Raw genomic sequence first — 23,728 nt, forward strand, 5'->3', positions numbered from 1 at the left:
ACGATGTCCAGGCGATGGTAGGGCAAGAAATGCGCGGCATCGCCGGTTTCGGCAGCGTTGTGCTCGCGGCTCGGGTGGTATTCGATCGAATGCGTGACCAACTCCCCCACCGCCCGCGAACTCGCCGATGACCTGCTCGACGCGATCGCCGTCGAGGCGCCCGTCGAAGCCACGCTGCTCGGAATTCCCGGCCACGATCACGAATTGCCCGATCTTTCCGAGGCGGCCGCTCGACGGCTGCGGGAGCGGGCCGCGAAAATCGCCGAGCGGGCCGCCGCGTCCGCGGACCCCGACCGCGTCACCCTCGGGGTGGTCGCGCAGCAGGCCGAGGCGATGATCACCCGCCTCGACTCGCGGAAGGTGGAGTTCGTGCTCGCCGACCCGTTCGACTCCGCCTGCGGCAACCTGCTGGCCTCCCTGCCCCAGCTCACCCCGACCGGCCCCCAGGCCGAGGACGACTACCTGGCCAGGCTGGCCGCGATACCCGAGTTCCTCACCACGCTGGCGCAACGCCATCGCGAGGGAATCCGGGCCGGGCGCACCCCGGTGGACCGGATGGCGCGCAACGCGGTCACCTACGTCGAGCGCTTCCTCGGCCAGGACGCGCCGTTCCCGCAGCCGCTCAGCGGGGACCGCGCGGAGCGGCGCGAGCGGCTGGTGGCCGAGCGGATCCGCCCGGCCTTGCTGGGCTACCGGGACGTGCTGGCCACCGAGGTGGTCGGCCGCGGCCGTCCCGACGAGCGCCCGGGGCTGTGCTGGCTGGAAAACGGCGAGGCCACCTACGCCGCGCTCGCCCGCCAGCACACCACCACCGACCACACACCGCGCCGGTTGCACCAGATCGGCCTGGACCTGATCGCCGCCCTGGATCGGGAATTCCGGGAGGTCGGTGGCCGGGCGTTCGGGCTGGACACCGGCGAGCAGGTGCGCGCGCGGCTGCGCACCGATCCCGCGCTGCGCTGGCGGGACGCCGACGAGATGCTGGCCACCGCGCGCGAGGCCGTGGCCCGGGCGACCGCGGCCGCGGCCGACTGGTTCCACCGCACCCCGGAAGCGGAATGCGTGGTGCGCGCGGTCCCGGCCGCGGAAGCGCCGGTCGCCGCCCCGGCCTACTACCTGCCGCCCGCGCTCGACGGCAGCCGGCCGGGCCTCTACTTCACCAACACCCACCAGGTCGAGACCAGGGACCGGTTCATCGCCGAAGCGGTCGCCTTCCACGAAGCCGTTCCGGGCCACCATTTCCAAGTCGCGCTCGCCCAGGAACTCACCGGCCTGCCGATGTTGCGCACACTCGCGCCGGTGACGGCGTACCTCGAAGGCTGGGCGCTCTACACCGAGCGGCTGGCCGACGAAATGGGCCTGTACTCCGATGACGTGATGCGGCTGGGCATGCTCGCCGAGGACTCGGTCCGGGCCGCCCGCCTCGTGGTGGACACCGGTCTGCACGCGCTGGGCTGGACCCGCGAGCAGTGCGTGGAGTACCTGCGCGCCAACACGGTGCTGAGCGAGGTGGAGGTGCAATCGGAGACCGACCGCTACATCGAATGCCCCGGGCAGGCCCTGGCGTACATGGTGGGCCGGTTGGAGATCCAGCGCCTGCGGGCACTGGCCGAGGCCGAACTCGGCACCTCGTTCGACATCAAGGACTTCCACGCCGTCGTGCTCGGCGACGGCTCGCTCCCGCTGCCGGTCCTCGGCGAAGTGGTGCGCGAATGGCTGAACCAGCCGTGACCGAAACGGGGAACTCGCACGTCCGGAACGGGGGACTCGCGCTGCCCTCGGCGGGCACTGCCCTGGATCAGTTGCTCCTCGCCGCCCTCGACGTCCGGTTGGCCAGTTTGGGGTGCCGCCGCAGAGCTTGACCTCAACCCGGGTTGAGCAGGCAGGGTGGCCCTGCCCAAGATCGCTCCCAGTGGCCGCGGAGGAACCCGGAAGGTGACGAGCGCCGGTACGACGAACGGGGCGCCCGCCGTGCTCGAGCTCGCCGCGGTCGAGGCGGATCGGATCGAACTGACCGGTGGCAAGGGCGCGAACCTGGCCACCATGCTGGCCGCCGGATTCCGGGTCCCGAACGGGTTCTGCGTGACGACCTCGGTGTACCGCGAGGTCATCCGGATCGACGCGGTGCTCGACGAACTCGGCCGGACCCCGGCCGGGGATTCCGCGCGCCTGGCCGAACTCGCCGGGCGCGCCCGGGAACTCATCCTCCGGACCGCGTTGCCGCACCACGTGGAGGCGGCGATCGTGCGCGCGTACCACCGGCTCACCGGCGGGCAGCTGGGGGCGGTCGCCGTGCGGTCGTCGTCCACCGCCGAGGACCTGCCGGACGCCAGTTTCGCCGGTCAGTACGACACGTACCTCGACGTGCGCGGGGTCGACGAGGTGCTGGCCGCACTGCGCCGCTGCTGGGCGTCGCTGTGGTCCGACCGGGCGGTCGTCTACCGGGCCGCGAACGGGGTGGACCACCGGGCCGCGGAGATCGCCGTGGTCGTGCAGCTCATGGTCGACGCGGCGAGCGCGGGTGTCCTGTTCACCGCCAACCCGGTGACCGGCAACCGCACCGAAACGATCGTCGAAGCCGCGCCCGGACTGGGCGAAGCCGTGGTTTCCGGAACGGTGAAACCGGACCACTACCGGATCGCCGCCGACGGCGGAGTCCTGGCGGGTGACGGAATCCTGTCCTCGGCCCAGCTGTCCGAACTGCGCGCCACGGGCGACGCGCTGGCCGCCCGGTTCGGGGCGCCCCAGGACGTCGAGTGGGCGATCGACCGGGACGGCCGGTTGTGGCTCACCCAGTCCCGGCCGATCACCACGCTCTTCCCGGTGCCGAACGCCGACGATCCGGCGCCCCGCGTGTACTGGTCCCTCAACGCGTACCAGGGACTCGGGAAACCGTTCACCCCGATGGGGGCGCATATGCTGCGCCACCGGCAGGACGCCATCCAGCGCGCCGTGGGGCGGCTCGGCGTGATGCGGGAAATCGCCGAGGTGGACGGGTGGCTCTTCTGGGAACTCACCGACGGCGTGCGCGACGAGGCCAAGCGGAAACCGTTGGGCGCCTTGGTGGACGCCTTCACCGCACCCGCGGGCCAGGCGATCGTGCGGCTCGGGAAGGACCCGAGGTTCCGGGCGTCGCCCGGCGGCCCGGCGGAAGCGGATTCCCCGCCGCGCAAGCGCCGGATCCGCTGGCCGCGAACGGAACTGGCGCTGGTGCTGCCCGCGGTGACCCGCCGCCGGGTGCTCCGCCACGCCGACCGCCTGGTACGCGGATTCACCGGGCCGGCGCGGGCGGCCGCGGAGGAACGGCTGCGGTTCGTCGAACGGGTGCATCCGGCGGCCTGCCGGATCGAGCTCGATCTGCCGCCGGAGAAGGGGGCCGGTCTGCACGCGGAACGGTTGGCCGCGAACCTGCTGAGCGGGATCGCCGGCGAGGGCGAGCTGAACTCCGTGTTCCGCGGCGTCCCGCACAACCCCACGACCGAGATGGACCTGCTGCTCTGGCGGCTGGCCTGGGAGTTCCGCCGGGATCCCGCGCTGACCGGGCTCCTGCGCGACTCAGCGCCCGCCGAGCTGGCGCGCGAACATCTCGCGGGCACCCTCCCCGCGGCCGTGCGGAACGGGGTCGCGGACTTCCTGGCGGAGTACGGCTGCCGCGCCGCGGCGGAGATCGACTTCGGCGTGCCGCGCTGGGCTGACGACCCCGAACCCGTTTACGCGATGCTGGCGAACTACCTGCGCGCGAACGGCGCGGGCCAGGACGCCGAGCTGCGGTTCGCCCGTGCCGCGGCCGCGGCGCGGGCGAAACTCGACGAGCTGGTCGGTCGCTTTCCCCGGCGGCAGTGGCCGAAGGCGTGGCTCGTCCGGTTCCTGCTCCGCCGGTCCCGGGCGTTGCGCGGCCTGCGCGAGCTGGGCAAGTTCTGCCTGGTGCGCGGCTGGGCGCTGCTCCGCGAACAGCTCCTGCTCATCGGCGCGGAACTCGTCGCGGCCGGACGCCTGGACCGGCGCGAGGACATCATGTTCCTCGACCTCGCCGAAGTGCGCCCGGCCTTGCAGGGCAAGGATTTCCGCGCGGTGGTCGCCCAGCGGCGAACCGTCTACGAGCGCGAATGCCGGCGGCCGCGCGTGCCCGCGATCCTGCTCTCCGACGGGACCGTCCCCGAATCGGACACCCCGGCTCCGCTGCCCGGGGTCCGCACCCTCACCGGGCTCCCGGCCGCCGCGGGCCGGGTGACCGGGGTGGCCCGGATCGTCCGCGATCCGGGTGACGCGCACCTGGAGCCCGGCGAAATCCTGGTCGCCCCGTCCACCGACCCCGGCTGGACGCCCCTGTTCCTGACCGCGGGGGCGCTGGTCACCGAGACCGGCGGCATGGGTTCCCACGGCACGACCGTCGCCCGGGAATACGGGATCCCGGCGGTCATCGGGGTCGTCAACGCCACCGGGCACCTCCGTTCCGGGCAGCGCGTCACCGTCGACGGCTCGACCGGAACCATCAGCGTGCACGAGGAGCCATGCGGTTCGGCGTGATGTCCGGAATCCGCCAGCCCCGGACCGCGCCGGTGGGCACACTGCGTTCCATGGGCACCTTCACCGACGGACTGCTGGAACGATTCGTCCTGGCCAGTTCCGAGTTCGAACGGAAACTACGGGCGGTGCGATCCGGCCAGTGGTCCTGGCCGACCCCGTGCACGGAGTGGAACGTGCGCCAACTGGTCAACCACATGGCCCGGGGAAACCTCAGCTACCTGCACCTGCTGCGCGGCGGCACGAGTGCGGACTTCCTGCGCCTGCGCGACGCCGACGCGCTGGGCGCGGATCCGCTCGCCGCGTACACCCGTTCGGCGCGGGAGTGCGCCGAGGCGTTCGCCGAACCCGGCGCCCTGGGCCGCGTTCTCGACTACCCCCTGGGCCGGGTGCCCGGATACCAGGCACTCGCCGTGCGGACCACGGACAGCGCCATACACACCTGGGATCTCGCGCGCGCCACGGGCGACGACGACACCCTCGACGCGGGCCTGGTCGCCTGGATCGACGACCATCTCGAGGAGATCTACGCCGGGCTGGCGGAAACGCCCACCGCCGCCGACACCACCCACCGCTTCTTCGCCGCCCCCGGTGACCGCCTCCCCCACGCCGCGCCCCGGCAACACCGGCTGCTGCACCGCATGGGCCGGAATCCCGGGACACCGTCGAACGCGATCTGACGGTCGGCGCCCGTTCGGCATTGTCGACCGGTGGCCGTTGCTGCCGGGCGGCGGCCTTCCTAACGTGGGCGGCACGAGGGCGAGGCGCTCGCCGACAACCTGGACCGGATGCGCTCGTTGTGGCGGGTCCTCGCGGGCGTGCGGAAACGCAGGCAGTTGACCGAACGCGACGCCGAGGAACCGACCTGATCACCACCGCGTCCTGCCCCAGGGCTTGTAGGCCGACAACGCCGTCGCCGTCCACAGCAGCAGGGTGAACACGACGAAGCACACCCACAACCGCAGATCGGTGCCGGCCAGCTCGGCCGCGCGGTCGGCCCGGGTGACCTCGACCGCTTCGCGAACCCAGAAACTCTCCTGCAGACCGGCGAACACCGGAATGCTCAGCGCGAGCACGAACTTGACCAGCACCCACCAGTACCGCACCAGTCCCCACCGGGTGCCGAGCGAGACGACCAGCCCGGTGCCCAGGGACAGCAGCACCAGCGGGATCACGATCGCCAGATCGAAGATGTGCATGATCTCGTAGGCGTGGTGCCGCAGTTCCCGATCCGCCGCGGTCGCCCCCACCACGGCCAGTACGAGCATCGCCATCGCGGCGCCGAGCCAGCCCACCGAGAACCCGATGTGCAGGGTCAGCCACAGTTTCCGGGCACGCGGGCGCAAGGACCCGAACTTCGGGCGCAGCGACCCCAGCGCCGCCGACGTGGTGAGCAGCCCCAGCAACGCCGGCGGCGCAGGCAGGCTGCACGCGACGAACAGCGGGATCATCGGCCAGGAGACCCACAACGCGATCCGCCGGACCCGGTCCACGTGCACCGGCAGCAGCACGGCCAGCAGCAGGTTCCCGAACGCCGCCACGCCCGCGGCGAGGGAAAACCCCCGGTTCGCCGGATCGCCGCGCAACAGGGCCAGGCACAGCAGCGCCACGACGGCCTGCGCGAAAAGCGCCAGCCGCGCCCGGCTCGGCTGGAGCGCACCCGGCTCCGGCCGCCGTTCGCGCTGCCGTTGCGGCGAAGAGACCATGCCCGCGATCGTCCTGGAGCACCCGCGTACCCGGCATCCGGGAAAAACCCGGACGGAACCCGGAATTCACGAGACCGGGCACGACACTCACGAGAGCGCCGTGGCGGCGCGGGTGACGGCGGCCGCCAGGCGCTCGTTCTCGGGGGCGTTGAAGGCGAAGGCGGCGCGGCGGCGGGTGTAGCCGTAGGCGATGCCGGTGCGGGGGTCGGCGAAGCCTTCGGATCCGGCCGAGCCGTTGTGGCCGAACGCGTGGGTGCTCAGAAACGGGTACGACTGCCCCTTGGCCTGGAAGCCGAGGGCGTAGGAGACCGGGCCGCCGACCAGATCGGTGCCGACCGAATGGAGCATCGCGAACTCGCCCGCGGTGTCCGGCTTCAGCATCGGCGCCCGTCCGTCCACTTCGGACACCGCGGCCGCGTACAGGGCGGCCAGTCCCCGGGCACTGCCGACGCCACCGCCCGAGGACTGCCCCTTCGCCCGCACCACGCGGGCGTTCGGGAAGGCCATGACATCGGCCGGGGTGAACGCGGGTCCGAGGTTGTACGAGATTCCGGCGATGCTGTGCGGCGCCGGTGAGTACGCCTCGAATTCGGCCCGCTGCTCGGGGGTGGCCAGCCACGGCTGGATCGGCAGGTAGCGCGGTTCGTGCTCCGCGGGCAGCCCGAGGAACAGGTCCAGACCGTACGGCTCGCGGATCCGAGCCTCGAACAGCTCCTGGATCGTGCTCCCGGTGATCCGGCGAACGACCTCGCCGAGCAGCGCGCCGGTCACGAAACCCCCGTAGCCGTAGGCGGATCCCGGCCTCCACAGCGGACGCTGGCCGGCCACCCGCGCGGCGATGACGCGGTCGTCGGCCAGTTCCTCGACGGTGAAGCCGTCCTCGGCGCCGATCACCCCGGTGCGGTGGGTCAGCACGTCCCGCAGCGTGATCCCGGCCTTGCCCGCGACGGCGAACTCGGGCCAGTGCCGGGCGACCGCCTGGTCCAGGTCGAGCACCCCGTCCTGCACCAGCAGCGCCACCACCAGGTAGGTGGCGCCCTTGGTCGAGGAATGCAGTCCGGTCAGCGTCTCGCCGGTCACGTCCGCACCGGCCCACAGGTCGACCACCTGCCGCCCGTGGTGGAACACCGCGAGCTGCGCGCCCGGCTCGCCGTTCTCCTCGGCGACGAACGCGGTGAACTCCTCACGCACCTCGCCGAAGCCGTCGGCGACGGTCCCGTGCACCTCGGTCTTGCGCATCGCTTACCTCCTCGGTTCCGGCCCCGGGAAAGCGCCCGGGGGGCATCGCCGCACCGACGGAGCACGGACTCCGGATGTGACCGCCGCCGGTGCCGCGTGATCCACGACACCGGCCGGTCACATCGGTCGCCGCCGATCCGTCAGGGCAGTGCGAACACCGAACGACCGAGGAACGAGGCCCCATGAACGAGCACGAATTGCTGGCGGAGCAGTTCGAGGCCAACCGGACCGACCTGCGCGCGGTGGCCTACCGGATGCTCGGCTCGCTGAGCGAGGCCGACGACGCCGTCCAGGAAGCCTGGCTGCGGCTGAACCGTGCGGCCCCCAGCGGCATCGAGAACCTCGCCGCGTGGCTGACGACCGTGGTCGGCCGGGTGTGCCTGGACATGCTGCGCGCCCGCCGATCCCGGCGCGAGAACGCGCTGGAAACCGCCGCGGCCGACCCGCCCGCCCACGGCGAGCACGGCGATCCCGAGCGCGAGGCGCTGCTGGCCGACTCGGTCGGCCTCGCCCTGCTGGTGGTGCTGGACACCCTGGACCCGGCCGAGCGCCTCGCGTTCGTTCTGCACGACATGTTCGCCGTGCCGTTCAACGACATCGCGCCCATCGTCGAGCGCACCCCCGAGGCGACCCGGCAGCTGGCCAGCCGCGCCCGCCGCCGGGTGCGCGGAGCCGATCGCGGCGCCGACCCCGATCTCGTCCGGCAACGCAGGGCCGTCGAAGCGTTCCTGACCGCCGCCCGCGAGGGCGACTTCGACGCGCTCGTCGCGGTGCTCGACCCCGGCATCGTCGCGCGCTCCGACGGCGGCCCCGCCGCGTCCCTGGTGCGCGGCGCCACGGCCGTCGCCCAGGGCGCGGTCACCTTCGCGGCGATCGCCGGAGCCGCGACCCTGGCCCTGGTCGACGGTCGCGTGGGCGTCATCTCCGCCCCCGGCGACCGGCCGTCCCGGGTGCTGAAGTTCACCGTCGTGGCGGACCGGGTCACCGAACTCGTCGTCATCACCGATCCGGACCGGCTCCGCGAACTCGATCTGGAACTCCTCGGTTCGGTCGAGCGATAAATATCGGTAATGCGTACTCCGAACGGCAGAGCGGGTCATTGACCTACCGCGCCGAAGATCAGTAGCTTCCCGATGCCGATTCGATTCGGGACGGACATTCCCGGATCATCCGGTGCTTTCCGCGACGCCCCAACCTCGGCGTCGCTCGACCAGATGGGGGAAACCGCCATGCCCATTCGGCAGCGGAGCACACGTTCCCGGAGAATTCGCGCGCTCACCGCCTCCTGCGCGGGCCTGCTCGCCCTCACCGGCCTGCCCTTCGGGGGCACGGCCGCCGCGGCACCGGGCGTCAACGCGGAAGGCGTCTTGCGCGGAATGACGCTGGAACAAAAGATCGGGCAGTTGTTCGTGGCCACGGTCTACGGCAAATCGGCGAACGAGGTCCACCCGGGCAACCTGAAGGCGTACGGCGTGGGCACGGCCGCCGAGGTCGTCAGGAAGTACGGGGTCGGCGGGGTCATCTACTTCAACAACTCCGACGCCGACAACGTCGACGACCCCGCGCAGGTCGCCCGGTTCTCCAACGGCCTGCAGCGCGCGGCGCTCACCTCCGGCTCCCACCTGCCCCTGATCATCTCCATCGACCAGGAAGGCGGCCAGACCACCAGGATCAGCGCACCCGCCACCGAGTACCCGAGCAGCATGGCCCTCGGCGCCGGCCGGAGCACTCCGGACGCCCGGCAGGTCGCCGCGATCAACGGCCGCGAACTGCGCGCGATGGGCATCAACCAGGACTTCGCCCCGGTCGCCGACGTCAACTCCAACCCGCTCAACCCGGTGATCGGCACCCGGTCCTTCTCCGCCGATCCGAAGCTGGCGAGCGAGTTCGTCGCCGCCGAGGTGGACGGGTACCAGCGCTCCGGCCGGGCGACCGGCACGGTGTCCACCGCCGCCAAGCACTTCCCCGGCCACGGGGACGCGGCCGAGGACAGCCACAGCGAACTGCCGGTGATCAAGCGGACCGAGGCCCAGTGGCGGCAGACCGATCTGCCCCCGTTCCAGGCCGCCATCGCCGCCGGGGTCGACTCGATCATGACCGCGCACATCTCCGTGCCCAGCCTGGATCCCTCCGGCAATCCGGCCACCCTCTCCAAACCGATCATGACCGGTTTGCTGCGGAACGAACTGAAGTACGACGGCGTGGTCGTCACCGACGCGCTGCGGATGGACGGGGTCCGCAAGATGTACCCCGACTCCGAGGTGCCGGTCCTGGCGCTCGAAGCGGGTGTGGACCAGATGCTGCTGCCCCCGGACTTCGGCGTCGCGGTCAAGGGCGTGCTGGACGCGGTGCGCAGCGGCCGCCTCACCGAGCAGCGCATCGACCAGAGCGTGCTGCGCATCCTCAAGCTGAAGTTCAAGCGCGGCATCCTGGCCAAGCCGCTGGTCGACGAGCGGGCGGTGCACCGGATCGTCGGCACCCGCCAGCACCTCGACGCCGTCGCGCGCATCACCGGCAAGACCACCACCGCGCTGCGCAACGACGCGGGCCTGCTGCCGTTGAAGAACCCGGGCAAGGTGCTGGTCACCGGCTGGAACAACCCCGAGTTCCCGGGCTACCCCGCCGATCCGGTGACCGCACTGGCCAAGCGGATGTCCGGTACCGCGCTGCCCACCGGCGCCGATCCGGCCGCGGCCAAGGTCGACCAGGCGATCGCCGCGGCGAAGAACGCCGACACCGTCGTCGTGCTCACCAACGGGCTGCGCACCAGCACCGGGCAGACCAACCTGGTGAACGCGCTGCGCTCGACCGGGAAGCCGGTGATCGCGGTCGCCATCCAGGAACCCTACGACCCCGGCTTCGCCGACATGCCGACCTGGCTGGCCACCTACGACTGGCGCGACGTGACCATGTCCTCCCTCGCCAAGGTGCTGCGGGGCGAACTCGCACCCCAGGGCAAACTGCCCGTCGACGTGCCCGCCGGAACCGATCCCGGCAAGATCCTCTTCCCGTTCGGGCACGGGCTGCGCTGGTAGCGGCCCGGCTTCACGGCTGGGGTTTCTGCTCCTGGTCCTGCCGGGAGAACAGGGGACCGGCGGCGCGTCCGGTGACGAAGATGGCGACCACCGAGACCGCCCCGGTCCCCAGGGCGATGCTGGCTTGCATGGGTGCGCCGTGCTCGAGGAAGCGCACGGCCACCAGCGCGAAGATGATCAGGGCGCTTAATCCGAGCAGGGCCATGAACACCCGGAAGGCGAACCACGCCCATTCCAACCGGCACCGGTGCCGCTGCTGGGTTTCTTCGGTTTCGCGTCGCTGCCGCAACCGGTTGTCGACCATCTGCAGGACGCGATCGGCGGTCTCGGGGTTCGCCTTGTGCAGTTCCCGCACGTGCTCCAGGACGCGCATGCCGAGCCATTCGTCGGTGAGCGAGGTGCTCGGCGTTACCGGCTCGGTCATGTCCTGTCTCCCACGTGGCGTGCCGCCGCGTCCCACTCGGCGAGGACCAGTCCCCCTTCGCGGAGGACTTCACCGTAGGCGGCGGCGGTGTCTTCGACGGCGGCGAGCACCTGGGCGTCGCCGCTGATCGGATTTCCGGGCGGTGGTGGCGCGAGGCCGAAGAAGTCGAGGAACGCGCCGAACCGGCCGCGGCGTTTCTCGCGTGCGGGCGGTGCGGCGGCCGTGCGGCGCTCGAGCTGGCGGATGCGGTGGCGAAGCTCCGGCGCCGCGTTCGCGCGTGGCACGCGGGTGAGCGCCGCACGAGCCCGGTGCAGGTCGGCCGGATCGTGCCGCTGCTCGTACCGGGTGCTCAGCGCCTCGGCGAGTTGCACCGCGATCAGCGCGGCGTCGCGGTTTGGCGCCTGGCCGAACCTCGTGCGGAGGTCCCGGATCACGTCGTCGAGGGCCGCCGGATCACCCGACCGCGCGCGCAGGGCGTACTCGAGTTCCTCGCGTGCGGTCAGCGGCCGGGGCCCCGCCACCGGCACGGGTTCTTTCACCGCCTCCACCTGCCGGTACGAGGTGGTCGGCGTGGCTTCTTCGGCGTCCAGCAGCTGTCGCAACGTGTGCAGGCAGCGGCCCCGGGTCGGTCCGACGCTGCCCCGGGGCATGTGCAGGGCTTCGGCGACCGCGCGGTACTCGGCACGACCGGCGAGGACGGTCAACCGCAGCAGGTCCTGGCATCTCTGCGGCAGTTTGGCAAAAGCACGCCAGATTTGGCGATCCCGGTCCGCTCGGAGCGCGTCGGCCTCCGGTCCGGGGCGTGGATCGACGAGGACTTCGGCCAGTTCGTCGGTCAACGGCATAAGTCTTCGGCCGAGGGAACGCCGCGCTTCCCGGCGGGTGGTGGTGATCAGCCACCCGGCCAGTGCCCTCGGGTCGTCGAGCCGATCGAGTTGGCTGAACAAGGTCAGCCACACCGTCTGCACCACGTCCTCGGCGGTTTCCCGGCCCAGCCCGCTTCCGCGGGCAACGTGCCACACCAACGGCGTGAGGGACGCGACCAGCTCCGACATCGCCCGGCGGTCGCCCGAGCGCGCGGCGTCCAGGAGCGCGTCGTCCCGCGCCCGGCCGCTCAGCTCCCACCACGACGGTGGATCCACGGAGGTGGGCGGGGCGCCGTTCATCCCGGCTACTCTGACCGCAAACCGCTGCCGGAGCAAGTACCCGATGGCGCGATGTCCGCGCTACCGGATCACGGAGAGCGCGCCGACCGCTCGGTGAACGATTTGACCGCGTCCAGGAACCGTTCGCGCCGGAATCATCCGTTGCAGCGCCGGACCTCGCGCTCGGCCGGGAACGCCGCCGTCCGGGACGCGGCGAGTTCTTCCGCGGCGTCAACGGAAAGTATTCCCGCCGCTCGAGCCACCTGTTCGGACCTGGTGGGGTTCGTACCGCCCGCGTCACCGGGCGGGGCAGCCATGGCCGCCCTGTCCTTGTGTTCCTGCCCCGTCATCCGTCCACCTCCGCTCCGGTCAACCGGTGGTCGAGTAACCCGGCGACCCGATGCGGAAACCTGCGCCCCGGGCGGTTCGCGGGTTTCATCCCGATTTCATCGCCCGTGACTACTTTGACGCCGCCGAAGAACTGTGTTCGCGCGGAGGTTCGGCGCGCCGGGCACGAGACGAGAAAGTGGACGATTCAATGGTTTCTGCACGAGTTTCCCGCGGCGCCCTGGTCGCCGGCGCGGTGTTGTCGCTCGGGCTGGTGTTCGCGCCGAGCGCGGGCGCCGAAGACAAGGTCGTGGTCACGAACGGGCTGCGGATGGACCACGGCTCGGGGGTGACGCTGTGCACGCTGGGGCCGGTCGGGACGGACGCCGCGGGCAGGCTGATCGGGATCACGGCCGCGCACTGCCACGGCGGTGACGACGTCTACTTCCCGGGCAAGCGGGAACTGGGGCCGATCGGGCGCTACGCCCACGTTTCGCAGGAACAGGCGTACCACGACTACGCGGTGATCGAATTCGACCCGGCGAAGGTGACGTTGAGCAGCAACGGCCCCGAGCTGCGGATCGACCGCACCTTCGAGGGCGGGCTGCCCCCGGTCGGGGCCAATGTGTGCAAGGACGGGCGGACCACCGGCAAGACCTGCGGGCTGGTCGGGGCGAACGACGGCGGCCTGATCGCGTCGTTCGCGGTGAACCTGCCCGGCGACTCCGGTGGCCCGCTGGTGGTCGCCCGCGACGACGGGACGGCGACCGAATGGGCCGGCATCGTGACTCGCGTCGCGCTGACCATCCCGCCCTTCATCTTCACCAGCGCCAAGAACATCCTCGACGACCTCGCCACCCGCGGCCCGGACGCCCCCGGCGCCGGATTCACCCCGATCAACAACTGATCCGTTGGGAGACAACGCGTTGCGAAAGACAGCTGCGCTGTTCGCGGTGGCGCGGGCTGGCGCGAGTCCCCCGTTTCGGACGTGCGAGTCCCCCGTTTCGGTCTACCGAGTTCCCCGTTTCGGTAGGTGAGTTCCCTACCCGGGCGCCCCCATGAGCACGGCTCGAAACCGCACATTGAGAAGAGACCCTCAGTGTGCGGTTCGCCGTCCTGAATGTGGACACCGGCCACATACGGCCGGTTCCTGGCCTCGTCCCCGGACCGATCCGAACGCCACCATCGGTCCTGCACCGGCCAGACAGTCAAGATCGGAGAGTCCGCCGTGGCGCCGACCACATTCGAAGACAAGGTTCCCGCCCTCGACCACGGCGTGGTTCCGATGACCGGCTCGCGACTCCGGTTGTCGGTGCTCGGCCCGATGCGGGCGTGGCGCGGCGGGGAGCAACTGGACCTGGGACCGGTGCGGCAGCAGGCGCTGCTGGCCGCCCTGGTGCTGCGGCCCGGGCTGCCGGTCAACCGGCAGGAACTGCTCGACGGGGTGTGGGGCCTGGAACCTCCGGCCACCAACGTGGTGCCGGTGTACGTGTACCGGCTCCGCAAATGCCTGCGGCCCGGGGGCGGCCCGCAGGACTCGATGATCGACCGCGACCGGAGTGGCTACCGCTTCGTCGGCGAGGGTGTCCGGGTGGACGCGACGCGGTTGGAGGAACTCGCCGCCGAGGCGGGCACCGCGAAGCGGGCCGGTGACCTCGCCGCCGCCGTCGACAAGTACACCAGCGCCCTGGAACTGTTCCGGGGCGAGCCGCTGGCCGGGCTGCCCGGGCCGTTCGCGGAGGGGCAGCGGCGGCGGCTGACCGAGCGCAGGATCGCGTTGCTGCAGGAGAAGCTGGAGTGGCAACTGCTGCTGGGCCGGCACGCCGCGGTGATCGGCGAACTGTCCGCCCTGACCTCGGCCCACCCGCACCACGAGCCGCTGGCCGCGCTGCTGATGCGCGCCCTGCACGACAGCGGCCGACAGGCCGACGCCCTGGCCGTGTTCACCCGGCAGCGCCGCCGCCTGGTGGAGGACCTGGGCGTGGAGCCGGGCGAGGTGCTCCGGCGCGCGCACCGGGCCGTGCTGCGCGGGGAAAGCGACCTGGGCGCCGGAGCCGCACGATCGAAAGCCAGCTGATCGCCCCGGTTCTGTTACCGGGTCAGAGGGGAGCCGGTGCGGGCCCGGCGTCGCGCCACACCACGCCGCGGCGCTCGTGGGCGAACAATTCCTCCACCGCGTGCGCGACTCGCGGCCCGATCTCGCGTTCCAGCAGGTACAGGCCCAGGTCCAGGCCCGAGGTGACGCCCGCCCCGGTGACCAGGTCCCCGTCGTCCACGACGCGGGCGCGCACCGCGTGGGCGCCACCGCCCTCGAGCAGGCCGATGGCCAGGTGGTGGGTGGTCGCATGGCGCCCTGCCAGCAAACCGGCCATGGCCAGCACCAGGGAACCGCCGCACACCGCGGTGACGATCACCTCGGGGTGCCCCATCGCCGCCTTCAGGAGCGCGGGTAGCTCGGTGGTCAAGGTCCGGCGGAGAAGCGCGGAAATGTGCTCGTCACCTCCGCCCTCCCCGGGGGCCTCGTCGAGTTCCCCGACGCGGCCGGCCGCGCCCGGCACCAGGACGAGACCCGGCCGGGCCGGATCGAGCGCGGTGGTGGCGTGCAGCGTCAAGCCGATCCCGCTGCGCACCGCACGCGCCCCCTCGGCGGAGACCAGTTCGACGGTCACCGCTCCCCCGGAGGCGATGCCGCCCGCGTGCAGCACCTCGTAGGGCGCGATGACATCGAGCGGATCGAATCCGTCGAACAAAACGATTTGGGCATGCATATGGGCGCCTTTCAAAATGAATCAGGATTATCGGCGACTCGAACGTTAATCGGCGCCCATTCGATGGACCATCGGCGGCAAAGACAATCTTCAACGGGATAATGCCAACCGCGCCTCACTCAGCGCAGCGGGGTGCGGCGGGCGTGCCGGCGTTCGCGCCAGTCGGTGATCGTGGTGGCCAGTTCCCGCCGCGCGGTGGTGAGCGTGTCGCGGAAGCCGCCGCCCGGCCGGGTGAGGGCGCGCGCGGTGAGCAGCAGCGTTTGCGGCAGGGACAGGAACTCGGCCGGACGCCGGACTCGGGAGAACACCTCGAGCATCTTGCGCGCCACCGGCGGGTGGCGCTGGGCATAGCGGTAGAGCTCGGTTTCGAGGGCGTTCATCGGCTCGCCGCGGGCGAGGGTGTTGGTCCACTGGTAGACGTCGAGGCAGTCGTGTTCGCGGGCGCGTTCCCAGTCCAGCAGCCGCTGGTCGAGGGCCGCGGGATCGTCGAGAACCGGGGCGGCGGTTTCGCCGAGGAGGCGGCCGTAGCGCAGCGCGTCCCGGATTCCCTGGGCGGTGACGGGGTCCTTGAAATGACCGGCGTCGCCGGGCAGTGCCCAGCCGGGGCCGGAGGAGCGGCGGAAATAGGATTCGATCCCGGTGGCCGAACGGACCTTGCCCACCAGGGTGCAACCGGCCAACCGCGCGGCCAGGGGCGGGATGTCGGCGATGGTGGCGCGGTAGGCGGCTTCGGCGTTGCCACCCCGGAAGCGCGGGGCGTCCTCGGCGGGCGGTTGGAGCAGGCAGAGGACGAGCCCGTCGTCGCACGGGAACGCGGTGCCCAGCTGGGGTCCCGCGCGCCATTGCGCGGCGATGTGCCGCCATTCGGGGCGGGTGTCGTGCCAGTAGGCGAAGAAACACGCGCGCCCGCTGGGGGCGGACCGGTAGGGCGCGGCGGCGCCGGCGAGCCGGGCGACGGTGGAGCGCCGCCCGTCCGCGCCGATGACCAGAGAAGCCCGGATTTCCCCGGTTTCCCCGCCGCGTTCGGAGTAGCGGACACCGGCGACCCGGCCGCCGTCCCACAGCAATTCGGTGACCTTGACTCCTTCCCGCACTTCGGCGCCGGCTCGGCGGGCGGTGTCGACCAGCGCCATGTCCAAACCGGACCGGCGGACGCACATCCCGTGATCGATCCCGTCGACCGGGGGGTAACCGGTGCGGATCTCCTGACCGGCCCCACCGGCCAGGGCCAGGCTCAGCGGTGGCGCGCCCAGTGCTTGGACGCCCGCGAGCGCGCCCAGCGCCCGCAGTTCGGCGAGCCCGCTCGGCCAGAGCAGGTGGGTGGACAGGGTGTCGGCGGGAAACCGCGCGCTGTCCAGCGCGATCACCCGCCGTCCCGCGGTGGCCAGCGCGATCGCGGCGGCGCTCCCGGCGCACCGGGCGCCCACCACGATCACCTCGGTTTTCTCGGCGTTCATCGGGTCAGGGCCAGCTGGGGGCGATGGCGTCGAACTGGTTGGGCAGGCCGAGCGAGTAGTCGAAGTCGTCCTTGAGCCGGAACGGTCGCAACTCGGGAGGTTCGTAGAGGGTTTTGACGGTGGCGCGGCTCGCGGAGGAGCCCGCGGCGGCGAGGATGCCGTTGGCGGCGGCGCGCCCGGCTTCGTTGGCGCCTTCCATGGTGGCCAGGTTGATGTTGGTGCGGACGTAATCCGCGGCCAGGAACAGGTTCGGGATCCGGGTGACCGCTTCGGGCCGGTTCCGCCACGAACTCACGGTGTTGATCAGCAGGGGTTCGTCGTTGGCCACGGCCGAGGTGCCTTCCCCGGTGATGGCGGGGTCGAGGAACCAGGAATGGAGGATCGAATCGGGCAGCGCCTGCTCGCCGCCGGGCAGCGAACGGCGGATCTGGGTCAGGACCTCGGTGACGATCTGCCGGCGCGTGCACTGCTTGGCGGTCTTGCCGTAGACGACACCGGGAGCGTCCCAGTTGGACAGATCGATCGACAGGCAGTCCACGACGGTCCCGTCGCCGTAGTGCGCGGCGATGTCGTTGCGCCAGAACTGCCCCTGGCTGATCGAGGTCAGCGCCCACGGTTGCTCGATGTAGGCGACGTGGCCTTCGGCGATCGGGACCGGCGCGGTGGTGAAGATCTGGATCCCGTTCATCCAGTCGGTGTGCAGGCCCCACAATCCGCGCAGCCCCGGGTCTGCGGCGAGGATCTGGGGGTTCAGCAACGGAATCGCACGTTCCACCGGTACGGCGAGCACGTACCAGTCCGCGTCGATCGCGCTGGTTCGCCCGGCCGGATCGGTGACCGCGGCCCCGGTGATCCGGCCCCCGCCGAACGACAGCCCGGTCACCGTCCGCCCCACCTCGAAGCGCACCCCCATGCCCCGCAGGTGCGCGACCCAGGGGTCGATGAACACCTCGTTGGTCGGTCCGTTGAGCAGCTGGTCGGCATCGGTGTACGGACCGGCGCCCAGAATGCTGAGGATGAACGCTTCCCCCATCAAGGCCATGGTCAGCGCGCTGGCCTTCTCCGCCTTGGCGGCCACCAGGGTGGTGATCAGCGCGTCCACCAGCAGCGTGTAACCGGTCGGGGACAACCGATCCGCCGCCATGCCCTCGAGGTAGCTGACGTTCTCCCACTGGCCCCAGCGCCGCTTCGGCCCACTGGTGAAGAACGCCACGACCTTGCTGGCGAACAACGCGGCGTCCTGCGGCGGCACCGCGCCCGTCGCGATCGCCAGGGATCGGAAGTACTCCAGCAGCAGCGGCGGGGTGAAGTTGGCGGGCTTGGTCACCGAAGTCGGGAGGAGGAGTTTCCGTCCCTTCCACGCCGCCATTCCCTGTTCGGCGACCACCAGGTTGTCCCGCACTCCCCTGGTGTTGCCCGGGAACGGGATCCGGCTCATCGTCTCGGGCAGGTTCTGGTAGATCCCCGGGAAGAACCGGAATCCGTGCTCACCCGGCAGGTCCAGCCGCCCGCCCCGCCCCGTGCCCGGCACCGGGATGCTGCGCGCCTTGCCCCCCAACGCCTTGCGTTCGTACACCGTCACCGCGAAACCCCGCTCCGCCAGCTCGTGCGCCGCGGTCAACCCCCCGATCCCGCCGCCGAGCACCGCCACCCGGCGCCCCGCGCCCGCCGCTCGAGCACCCAGCGGGCTCGCGGCCGCCGCACCGGTGATTCCCACCGCCGTGGCGGCCGCGGCCGCCGCCAACGTCCCCCGCACCACCGACCGGCGCGTCACCCCGCCACGTGCACCTGTCTTCTCCGACGGATTCATCCGGGCCTCCTGATCGCGACGCTGCGAACTTGGATGCGATGTTGGACACACTGTCCAAGCCTGTTGTCACGATGTCAAGAAGCAATCGCGGCGCGTAACATGGGCCCATGCCGACTGTCACCAAACCCCCACCGGCCAGCCACAAACGGCGGGCCGCGCTCGCGCAGCGGGCCTTGGGCGCGGTGGAAGAACTGCTGGCCGACGGCACCCCGTACACCGAACTGCCCGTTCAGCGCATCGCCGCCACCGCGGGCATCCCCCGTTCGACCTTCTACCTCTACTTCCCCGACAAGAGCCAGCTCCTCATCCGCATGGCCGAACTCGCCGCCGCGGACGTCTTCCAGGCCGCGGAAACCTGGACGGTCGCCGACCACAGCGACGGCGTGGAAGGGGTCACCACCACCATCGCCCGCATGATCGCCGGCTGCCGCGAACACCGGCTGCTGCTGCGCGCGCTCGGCGAGGTCTCCGCCTACGACCGCGACGTCGCCGAGTACTGGCACGGACGGATCGAGGTGTTCATCCGCATCGCCCAGACCCGCCTCGAACAACTCCAGGCCGACGGCGAGGTCAGCCCCGATCTCGACCCCGCCACCACCGCGTACGCCCTCACCTGGATGGTCGAACGCGCCGTCTTCCACCACTTCACCAGCCACGACCCCGCGGGTGACCACCGCCTCGCCGCCACCCTCGGCCGCGCCATCTGGCTCACCATCTACGGCGACGCGTGAGCCGGGGCCTCACCGCCAGGCGAACACCGGTTGCTCCAGCTCGGCCACCCGGGTGTGCCGGTCGTGCAGCACGACCTCACGGAACTGGTACAGCACGGCCGCGGTGGGCGCGTGCACCAGCTGGCCGAGCAGCGGGAGCTGCACGACCGGCCGGTCGGATTCGGGAATCCGGACGAACCGCGGCGGCACGTCGAGGTCGCGGAGCGGAATGCGGTGCACGGCCGCGACTTCGGCCGGATTGGGCGCAGGCGGCCGGTCGGCGCCGGCCCAGACCACCACCGGGGTGATCACGTATCCGGAGCGCGTGGGGTAGTCGTCCAGCACGCCGAGCACCTCGTGGCGGGGCACGGCGACGCCGAGTTCCTCGCGCAGTTCGCGGAGTGCGGCGGCGACGGCGTCTTCCCCGTCGTCGAGGCGGCCGCCCGGCAAGGCGAACTGCCCGGCGTGCGCGCGCATCCGGGCCGCTCGCGTGGTCAGCCAGATGCCGGTCTCGTCACCGGTGCCGACCAGAGTGATGGCCACCGCCGCCGGGCGCCGCCCGTCGAGCGGGACCGCGGTGGCGGCGAAGCGGCGGAGCCGGTCGGCGACCGCGGCGCGGACGCCGGGGCCGCGAAGATCGCCGGGCGTCGACATGTCCCCATGGTATGGCGCGGCTCAGAGGACGAGTTGGGCGATGCCGCCGAGGACGATGCTGCCGAGCACGCCGAAGATGAGGTAGAGGGCGAAGACCTTGTTGTTGACCACGCTGCGGACGGCGACCATGGCGGGAATGGTGGTGATGGAGCCGGCGAGCAGGAAGGTGACCGCGGCGCCTTCGGCCATCCCCTTGCTGAGCAGGCCGCCGACGATGGGGATGGCGCCGACGCCGTTGAGGTAGAACGGGACGCTGATGAGCGCGGCGAGCGGGATGGCGAGAAGTCCGGTGCCGCCGAGGAAATCGGTGACGACCCCGGACGGGACGTAGACCCGGATGACGCCTTCGAAGACGCAGGCGAAGGCGAGCCATTTGCCCAGGGAGAAGGTGTCGCGGAGGAAGTTGCGTCCGGTGACGCGCCAGTTCCGGCCCGAGCGCAGGCTGGCTTTGGCCTGGGGCCACCAGGGCGCGCCGTCGTCCTCGTCGGGATCCGCGGCGCCGCAACCGGAGTCGGCGCAGGAGGGCGCGCTGGTGGCGGGTGCGGATGCCGGGGCGGCACCTCCCGCCGCCGCGGCGACCGTGGCGGGTTGGGGTGTTTTTTGTTCACTGCCAAGGCGTTCGGCTGGTTTGGCCTCGGGGCGCAGAACGTCGGTGAAGTGCCCCCGCCGTTCCAGGGCGTAGATGAGCAGGCCGGCCCCCATGGCGAGGATGAGGGCGCCGAGCAGGCGGGCGGTCGCGAGGGGGACGCCGATCTGTTTGGCGGTCAGGGCGTAGATGGGCGGGTCCATGGCGGGCGAGGCGATCCAGAACGACATCACCGCGGACAGCGGCACCCCACCGCGGAGGAGTTTGCGGATGAGCGGGATGACGGTGAACGAGCAGAACGGGCTGAAGGCGCCCAGGCAGGTGGTGAACAGGATGCCGAGCAGCCCGTGTTTCTTGAAGGAGCGCCGGGCGACGACGTCGAGGTAGAACAGGTCGACGAGGGCCGCGATGGCCAGGGCGATGAAGAAGAACACCGCGAGCGCGAGCAGGTTCTCACCGGCGATGCGGAGGACTTCCAGAACGCTGTGCATACCTACCACCCTTGACCCGAGGAATGGATCGCACCCTGCAGACGCGGGCACTCGGTTCGTGATGTATCGATGCTAGTCGATCGAATCCGGCCGGTCCAGCGATTCCCAGGAGCCGCAGCGACCTCGAAAAAGATGATCTCACCTGGCATTCATCGATATATTGACATGTATGGGTCGGTCTGTCATCGTTCTCCGAACGTGCGGCTTCACCGAATGACAACTGGGGTTCCTGGAGATCTTTTTTCCGAATACTTGACAACAATTTTCCGTGAGGCGTGGTGTCCATGGCGCGTGTACTGGTGGCTTCCGCGTTCGAGGCCGAGTTGCAGCCGCTGACCTGCGCGTGTGCGGCGGCAGCGCTGCGGACGCAGGACGTGGAGGTGACCGGCTGGGACGCGGACTTGTTCCCCGACGCGATGCCCGCGGGCCCTTTCGATCTGGTGCTGATCTCGGTTCAGCAATTCGAGGGCGTGACGCGTGGCCTTGAACTCGCGTCGCGACTCGGTAACGCATTTGATTCGATTCTGGTGACCTTTGGTCAATACGCCCAAATGAACCATCGGGAATTCCTGCGATTGGTCGACGGCGTGTTGATGGACGAGCCCGAACGGGTAGCGCCGGAATTGGCGGCGCTCGCCCGGGGCGAGCTCGCGCGGGCCGATGTTCCGGCTTTGCTGACCCGTTCGGGGATGCGCCCGAAGCCGCCGCGGCGGCGGATCGCGGTGCCCGCGCCCGCGCGGGAATTGTTCCCGTCGCTGGTGCACTACCCGGCTCATCATTCGCCGTTCGGGTTGCTGGGCAACGTGGAAGCGACCCGGGGGTGCCACCACAAGTGCACCTATTGCTCGGTGTACGGCGCCTACGACGGCGGGGTGGCCGCGTACGAGGCGGACACGGTGCTGGCCGACTGCCGGCAGCTGGCCGAGGAGGGGGTGCGGCATTTCTGCTTCATCGACGCCGAGTTCTTCAACTCCCGCACCATCGGGCCCGGGGTGGTCGAGCGGCTGGTCCGGGAGATCGGGCCGATCACGTTCGAGTTCACCACCCGGGTGGATCACATCCTGAGCTACCCGCGGGAACTGGAGAAGCTGGTGTCGCTCGGGTTGAAGCGGGTGACCTCGGCGCTGGAGTTCCCCTCGGACCGGATCCTGCGGATCTTCGACAAGCACATCGACGTCGGGCACATGCGGGCCGCGATCGCCGAGGCCGAGCGGATCGGGTTCCAGCTGTACCCGACGTTCATCCCGTTCACCCCGTGGGTGGAATACGACGAGTTGCTGGGATTCGAGGATTTCCTGGTGGACACCGGCCTGGCGCGGACCACCGATCCCACGGCGCTGCAGACGCGGCTGCTGCTGTTCAAGGGTTCCCCGTTGCTGTCTTCGCCCTGGCTGGAGGACATCGCCACGGTCGACCGGGGGCTGTGGGTCGAGTGGACGCATCCGGACGCGCGGGTGGAGCGGTTGTGGGGCGAGCGGCGCGCGGACGCCGAGGACGCGGGCAAGATCCGCTGCTGCGTGAAATGTTGAGCCGGGATCGCGAAGTCAGGGAGGATACACCGAATGGGCGGAGCACCGCGGGTCGTCGTGCGCACCGGTCAGGGGCTGCCGGAACTGGACTGGGCCGGTGAGCTGGCCCAGCTCACCGATTCCTGGCCGTACCTCGGGCCGACCTGGCTCGCGGCGAGCGAGCAGGCGTTGCCGGAACTGAAGCCGTGGCACACCGTCGCGTCCCGCGCCCGGGGTGAGCTGGCGCTGCTGCCCGGCTACCTGATGGATTCCCCGCCGGTGGTGGACCACGAACCGCGCACCTATCTGGGCTGGCGGGCGCCCTCGGGCGAGGAAGTGTGCTGCGGCGCGGAAACCAACACGAGCATCAGCGCCGAAGTCGACGCGCTGGGCACCGACCCGTTCTTTCCCGCGCTGCTGCTGGGTTCCCCGCTCGGCTACCGCACGGAGGTCGCCTACAACTTCTGGACCCCGGAACTGGCCTCGGCGATGATCGGCGCGCTGGTGCCGGCCGCGTTCGAGCAGGGGGTGCGCTGCGTGGTCGCGCCGTGGATCTCCGCCCGCCGCGGCAACGACGCTCTGGTCGAGGCGCTGCGTGCCGCGGGCGGGCACAGCACGTTCTGGGGATATGAGGACTTCCTGAGCCTGGACGCGGCGGACTGGTCGGCGCACCTGGCCGCGCTGCCGCTGAAGAAACGCCAGCGGATCAAGGGAGACGTGCGCCGCGCCGAGGCGGCGGGGGTGCGGATCGAACGGGTGGACGGCGACGCGATCCGGCCCCAGGTCGCCCGCATCGCCGAGCTCACCTGCCTGAACCGGGAGAAGAACGGCGCGGGCGAGGAACCCGGTCACATCGCCCGCGTGCTCACCGCCCTGCTCGACGCCGGGGCCGACGTGCGCGCCTACCTGGGCGTCAAGGACGGCGCGGTGGTCGCCAGCTGTGTCGTGCTGCGCAAGAAACACCGACTGTTCCCGAAATGGGCGGGTTTCGACTACGGCGCGATCGGGGAACGCAGCGGCGTCTACTTCGCGCTGGTGCTGGACGCCCCGGTCCGCGACGCCTACGCCGAGGGCCTGCGCACGGTCGAGTTCGGCGCCGGTGCGCACCGGGCCAAGGTGCTGCGCGGCTGCACCCCGCGCGCGGTGACCACGGCGATGGTGCTGGCCGACCCCGGACTCCGGGCGCGCGCCGCGGCCTGGATGGACGTGTTCGGCGCGAGCCGTCGAATCGCCTTCGGCGACCAGCCCAAGACCACCGCGCCGGTTCCGTTGCCGCTGGCGGGTGGCGGTGACTCGTGCTGCTCCGGCGGCTGACCGGGAAATCGACTGGGGAGGAGGTGCGCC

The 23,728-nt window shown here is 71.1% G+C and carries 19 protein-coding genes and 1 pseudogene; 10 read left to right on the top strand and 10 right to left on the bottom strand.

Annotated features, from left to right (window positions below):
• Positions 1–93: 93 nt before the first annotated feature.
• The 3 genes from FXO23_RS37860 (at position 94) to FXO23_RS37870 (ending at position 5,204) form a co-directional block, all read left to right on the top strand.
• Positions 94–1,731, top strand: a complete 1,638-nt coding sequence (locus FXO23_RS37860; RefSeq protein WP_158891404.1) for a DUF885 domain-containing protein — start codon at positions 94–96, stop codon at positions 1,729–1,731.
• Positions 1,732–1,935: 204 nt separating this feature from the next.
• Positions 1,936–4,527 carry a PEP/pyruvate-binding domain-containing protein gene (locus FXO23_RS37865; RefSeq protein WP_246258264.1) on the top strand — a complete coding sequence of 864 codons (2,592 nt, stop codon included), beginning with the start codon at positions 1,936–1,938 and terminating at the stop codon, positions 4,525–4,527.
• Positions 4,512–5,204: a TIGR03086 family metal-binding protein gene (locus tag FXO23_RS37870; protein WP_246258265.1), complete on the top strand. Its 693-nt coding sequence runs from the start codon at positions 4,512–4,514 to the stop codon at positions 5,202–5,204. The genes FXO23_RS37865 and FXO23_RS37870 overlap by 16 nt, the downstream gene beginning before the upstream one ends.
• A gap of 189 nt (positions 5,205–5,393) precedes the next feature.
• Here the strand turns inward: FXO23_RS37870 and FXO23_RS37875 are convergent, their stop codons facing one another.
• Positions 5,394–6,230, bottom strand: a complete 837-nt coding sequence (locus tag FXO23_RS37875) for a hypothetical protein (protein WP_158891406.1) — start codon at positions 6,228–6,230, stop codon at positions 5,394–5,396.
• 87 nt (positions 6,231–6,317) lie between these two features.
• A complete protein-coding gene (locus tag FXO23_RS37880; RefSeq protein WP_158891408.1) occupies positions 6,318–7,469 on the bottom strand; it encodes a serine hydrolase domain-containing protein in 1,152 nt (383 codons plus the stop codon).
• 182 nt (positions 7,470–7,651) lie between these two features.
• Between FXO23_RS37880 and FXO23_RS37885 the strand changes: the two genes are divergently transcribed.
• Entirely contained in the window at positions 7,652–8,530 is an 879-nt protein-coding gene (locus tag FXO23_RS37885; protein WP_158891410.1) for a sigma-70 family RNA polymerase sigma factor, read from the top strand.
• Positions 8,531–8,698: 168 nt separating this feature from the next.
• A complete protein-coding gene (locus FXO23_RS37890) occupies positions 8,699–10,504 on the top strand; it encodes a glycoside hydrolase family 3 protein (RefSeq protein ID WP_158891412.1) in 1,806 nt (601 codons plus the stop codon).
• Between the two features lie 10 nt (positions 10,505–10,514).
• On the opposite strand, the gene FXO23_RS37895 is transcribed toward FXO23_RS37890, so the two are convergent.
• The 3 genes and pseudogenes from FXO23_RS37895 to FXO23_RS37905 all read right to left on the bottom strand — a co-directional run bounded on the left by FXO23_RS37895 (position 10,515) and on the right by FXO23_RS37905 (position 12,423).
• On the bottom strand, positions 10,515–10,928 hold the full coding sequence (locus FXO23_RS37895) for a hypothetical protein (RefSeq protein WP_158891414.1): 414 nt from the start codon (positions 10,926–10,928) through the stop codon (positions 10,515–10,517).
• A 578-nt stretch (positions 10,929–11,506) separates the two neighbouring features.
• Positions 11,507–12,094, bottom strand: a pseudogene (locus FXO23_RS51920) (RNA polymerase sigma factor); the annotation flags it as partial.
• A gap of 134 nt (positions 12,095–12,228) precedes the next feature.
• A complete protein-coding gene (locus FXO23_RS37905; protein ID WP_158891416.1) occupies positions 12,229–12,423 on the bottom strand; it encodes a hypothetical protein in 195 nt (64 codons plus the stop codon).
• A 188-nt stretch (positions 12,424–12,611) separates the two neighbouring features.
• On the opposite strand from FXO23_RS37905, the gene FXO23_RS37910 reads away from it, so the two are divergent.
• Positions 12,612–13,307, top strand: a complete 696-nt coding sequence (locus tag FXO23_RS37910) for a chymotrypsin family serine protease (RefSeq protein ID WP_158891418.1) — start codon at positions 12,612–12,614, stop codon at positions 13,305–13,307.
• A 321-nt stretch (positions 13,308–13,628) separates the two neighbouring features.
• Positions 13,629–14,477: an AfsR/SARP family transcriptional regulator gene (locus tag FXO23_RS37915; protein ID WP_246258266.1), complete on the top strand. Its 849-nt coding sequence runs from the start codon at positions 13,629–13,631 to the stop codon at positions 14,475–14,477.
• 22 nt (positions 14,478–14,499) lie between these two features.
• On the opposite strand, the gene FXO23_RS37920 is transcribed toward FXO23_RS37915, so the two are convergent.
• The 3 genes from FXO23_RS37920 to FXO23_RS37930 form a co-directional block, all read right to left on the bottom strand.
• The gene (locus tag FXO23_RS37920; RefSeq protein WP_158891420.1) at positions 14,500–15,168 is read right to left on the bottom strand and encodes a DJ-1/PfpI family protein; all 669 of its coding nucleotides are present in this window, start codon (positions 15,166–15,168) and stop codon (positions 14,500–14,502) included.
• Positions 15,169–15,287: 119 nt separating this feature from the next.
• Complete coding sequence (locus FXO23_RS37925; RefSeq protein WP_158891422.1) at positions 15,288–16,625, bottom strand: NAD(P)/FAD-dependent oxidoreductase; 1,338 nt, start codon at positions 16,623–16,625, stop codon at positions 15,288–15,290.
• 4 nt (positions 16,626–16,629) lie between these two features.
• Positions 16,630–18,435 carry a hydroxysqualene dehydroxylase gene (locus FXO23_RS37930; RefSeq protein WP_158891424.1) on the bottom strand — a complete coding sequence of 602 codons (1,806 nt, stop codon included), beginning with the start codon at positions 18,433–18,435 and terminating at the stop codon, positions 16,630–16,632.
• Positions 18,436–18,542: 107 nt separating this feature from the next.
• On the opposite strand from FXO23_RS37930, the gene FXO23_RS37935 reads away from it, so the two are divergent.
• Positions 18,543–19,166 (top strand): TetR/AcrR family transcriptional regulator, encoded by a 624-nt coding sequence (locus FXO23_RS37935; RefSeq protein ID WP_158891427.1) that lies wholly within the window; start codon positions 18,543–18,545, stop codon positions 19,164–19,166.
• Between the two features lie 9 nt (positions 19,167–19,175).
• Here the strand turns inward: FXO23_RS37935 and FXO23_RS37940 are convergent, their stop codons facing one another.
• Positions 19,176–19,799 (bottom strand): NUDIX hydrolase, encoded by a 624-nt coding sequence (locus FXO23_RS37940; protein WP_158891428.1) that lies wholly within the window; start codon positions 19,797–19,799, stop codon positions 19,176–19,178.
• Positions 19,800–19,820: 21 nt separating this feature from the next.
• Positions 19,821–20,876, bottom strand: a complete 1,056-nt coding sequence (locus tag FXO23_RS37945; RefSeq protein WP_158891430.1) for a permease — start codon at positions 20,874–20,876, stop codon at positions 19,821–19,823.
• Positions 20,877–21,154: 278 nt separating this feature from the next.
• Here FXO23_RS37945 and arsL point away from each other — a divergent pair, with 278 nt between their 5' ends.
• The gene (arsL, locus tag FXO23_RS37950; protein WP_218952273.1) at positions 21,155–22,405 is read left to right on the top strand and encodes an arsinothricin biosynthesis radical SAM protein ArsL; all 1,251 of its coding nucleotides are present in this window, start codon (positions 21,155–21,157) and stop codon (positions 22,403–22,405) included.
• Positions 22,406–22,438: 33 nt separating this feature from the next.
• On the top strand, positions 22,439–23,698 hold the full coding sequence (locus FXO23_RS37955) for a GNAT family N-acetyltransferase (RefSeq protein ID WP_158891434.1): 1,260 nt from the start codon (positions 22,439–22,441) through the stop codon (positions 23,696–23,698).
• The last annotated feature ends 30 nt before the right edge of the window (positions 23,699–23,728 follow it).

Source organism: Amycolatopsis anabasis (assembly GCF_009765355.1).
Taxonomy (GTDB): domain Bacteria; phylum Actinomycetota; class Actinomycetes; order Mycobacteriales; family Pseudonocardiaceae; genus Amycolatopsis; species Amycolatopsis anabasis.

Bases quoted from the DNA above. Each gene is read 5' to 3' on its own strand.
- FXO23_RS37870 (WP_246258265.1), top strand. From the start codon at position 4,512: ATGCGGTTCGGCGTGATGTCCGGAATCCGCCAGCCCCGGACCGCGCCG.
- FXO23_RS37875 (WP_158891406.1), bottom strand. From the start codon at position 6,230: ATGGTCTCTTCGCCGCAACGGCAGCGCGAACGGCGGCCGGAGCCGGGT.
- FXO23_RS37880 (WP_158891408.1), bottom strand. From the start codon at position 7,469: ATGCGCAAGACCGAGGTGCACGGGACCGTCGCCGACGGCTTCGGCGAG.
- FXO23_RS37885 (WP_158891410.1), top strand. From the start codon at position 7,652: ATGAACGAGCACGAATTGCTGGCGGAGCAGTTCGAGGCCAACCGGACC.
- FXO23_RS37890 (WP_158891412.1), top strand. From the start codon at position 8,699: ATGCCCATTCGGCAGCGGAGCACACGTTCCCGGAGAATTCGCGCGCTC.
- FXO23_RS37895 (WP_158891414.1), bottom strand. From the start codon at position 10,928: ATGACCGAGCCGGTAACGCCGAGCACCTCGCTCACCGACGAATGGCTC.
- FXO23_RS37905 (WP_158891416.1), bottom strand. From the start codon at position 12,423: ATGACGGGGCAGGAACACAAGGACAGGGCGGCCATGGCTGCCCCGCCC.
- FXO23_RS37910 (WP_158891418.1), top strand. From the start codon at position 12,612: ATGGTTTCTGCACGAGTTTCCCGCGGCGCCCTGGTCGCCGGCGCGGTG.
- FXO23_RS37920 (WP_158891420.1), bottom strand. From the start codon at position 15,168: ATGCATGCCCAAATCGTTTTGTTCGACGGATTCGATCCGCTCGATGTC.
- FXO23_RS37925 (WP_158891422.1), bottom strand. From the start codon at position 16,625: ATGAACGCCGAGAAAACCGAGGTGATCGTGGTGGGCGCCCGGTGCGCC.
- FXO23_RS37930 (WP_158891424.1), bottom strand. From the start codon at position 18,435: ATGAATCCGTCGGAGAAGACAGGTGCACGTGGCGGGGTGACGCGCCGG.
- FXO23_RS37935 (WP_158891427.1), top strand. From the start codon at position 18,543: ATGCCGACTGTCACCAAACCCCCACCGGCCAGCCACAAACGGCGGGCC.
- FXO23_RS37940 (WP_158891428.1), bottom strand. From the start codon at position 19,799: ATGTCGACGCCCGGCGATCTTCGCGGCCCCGGCGTCCGCGCCGCGGTC.
- FXO23_RS37945 (WP_158891430.1), bottom strand. From the start codon at position 20,876: ATGCACAGCGTTCTGGAAGTCCTCCGCATCGCCGGTGAGAACCTGCTC.
- FXO23_RS37955 (WP_158891434.1), top strand. From the start codon at position 22,439: ATGGGCGGAGCACCGCGGGTCGTCGTGCGCACCGGTCAGGGGCTGCCG.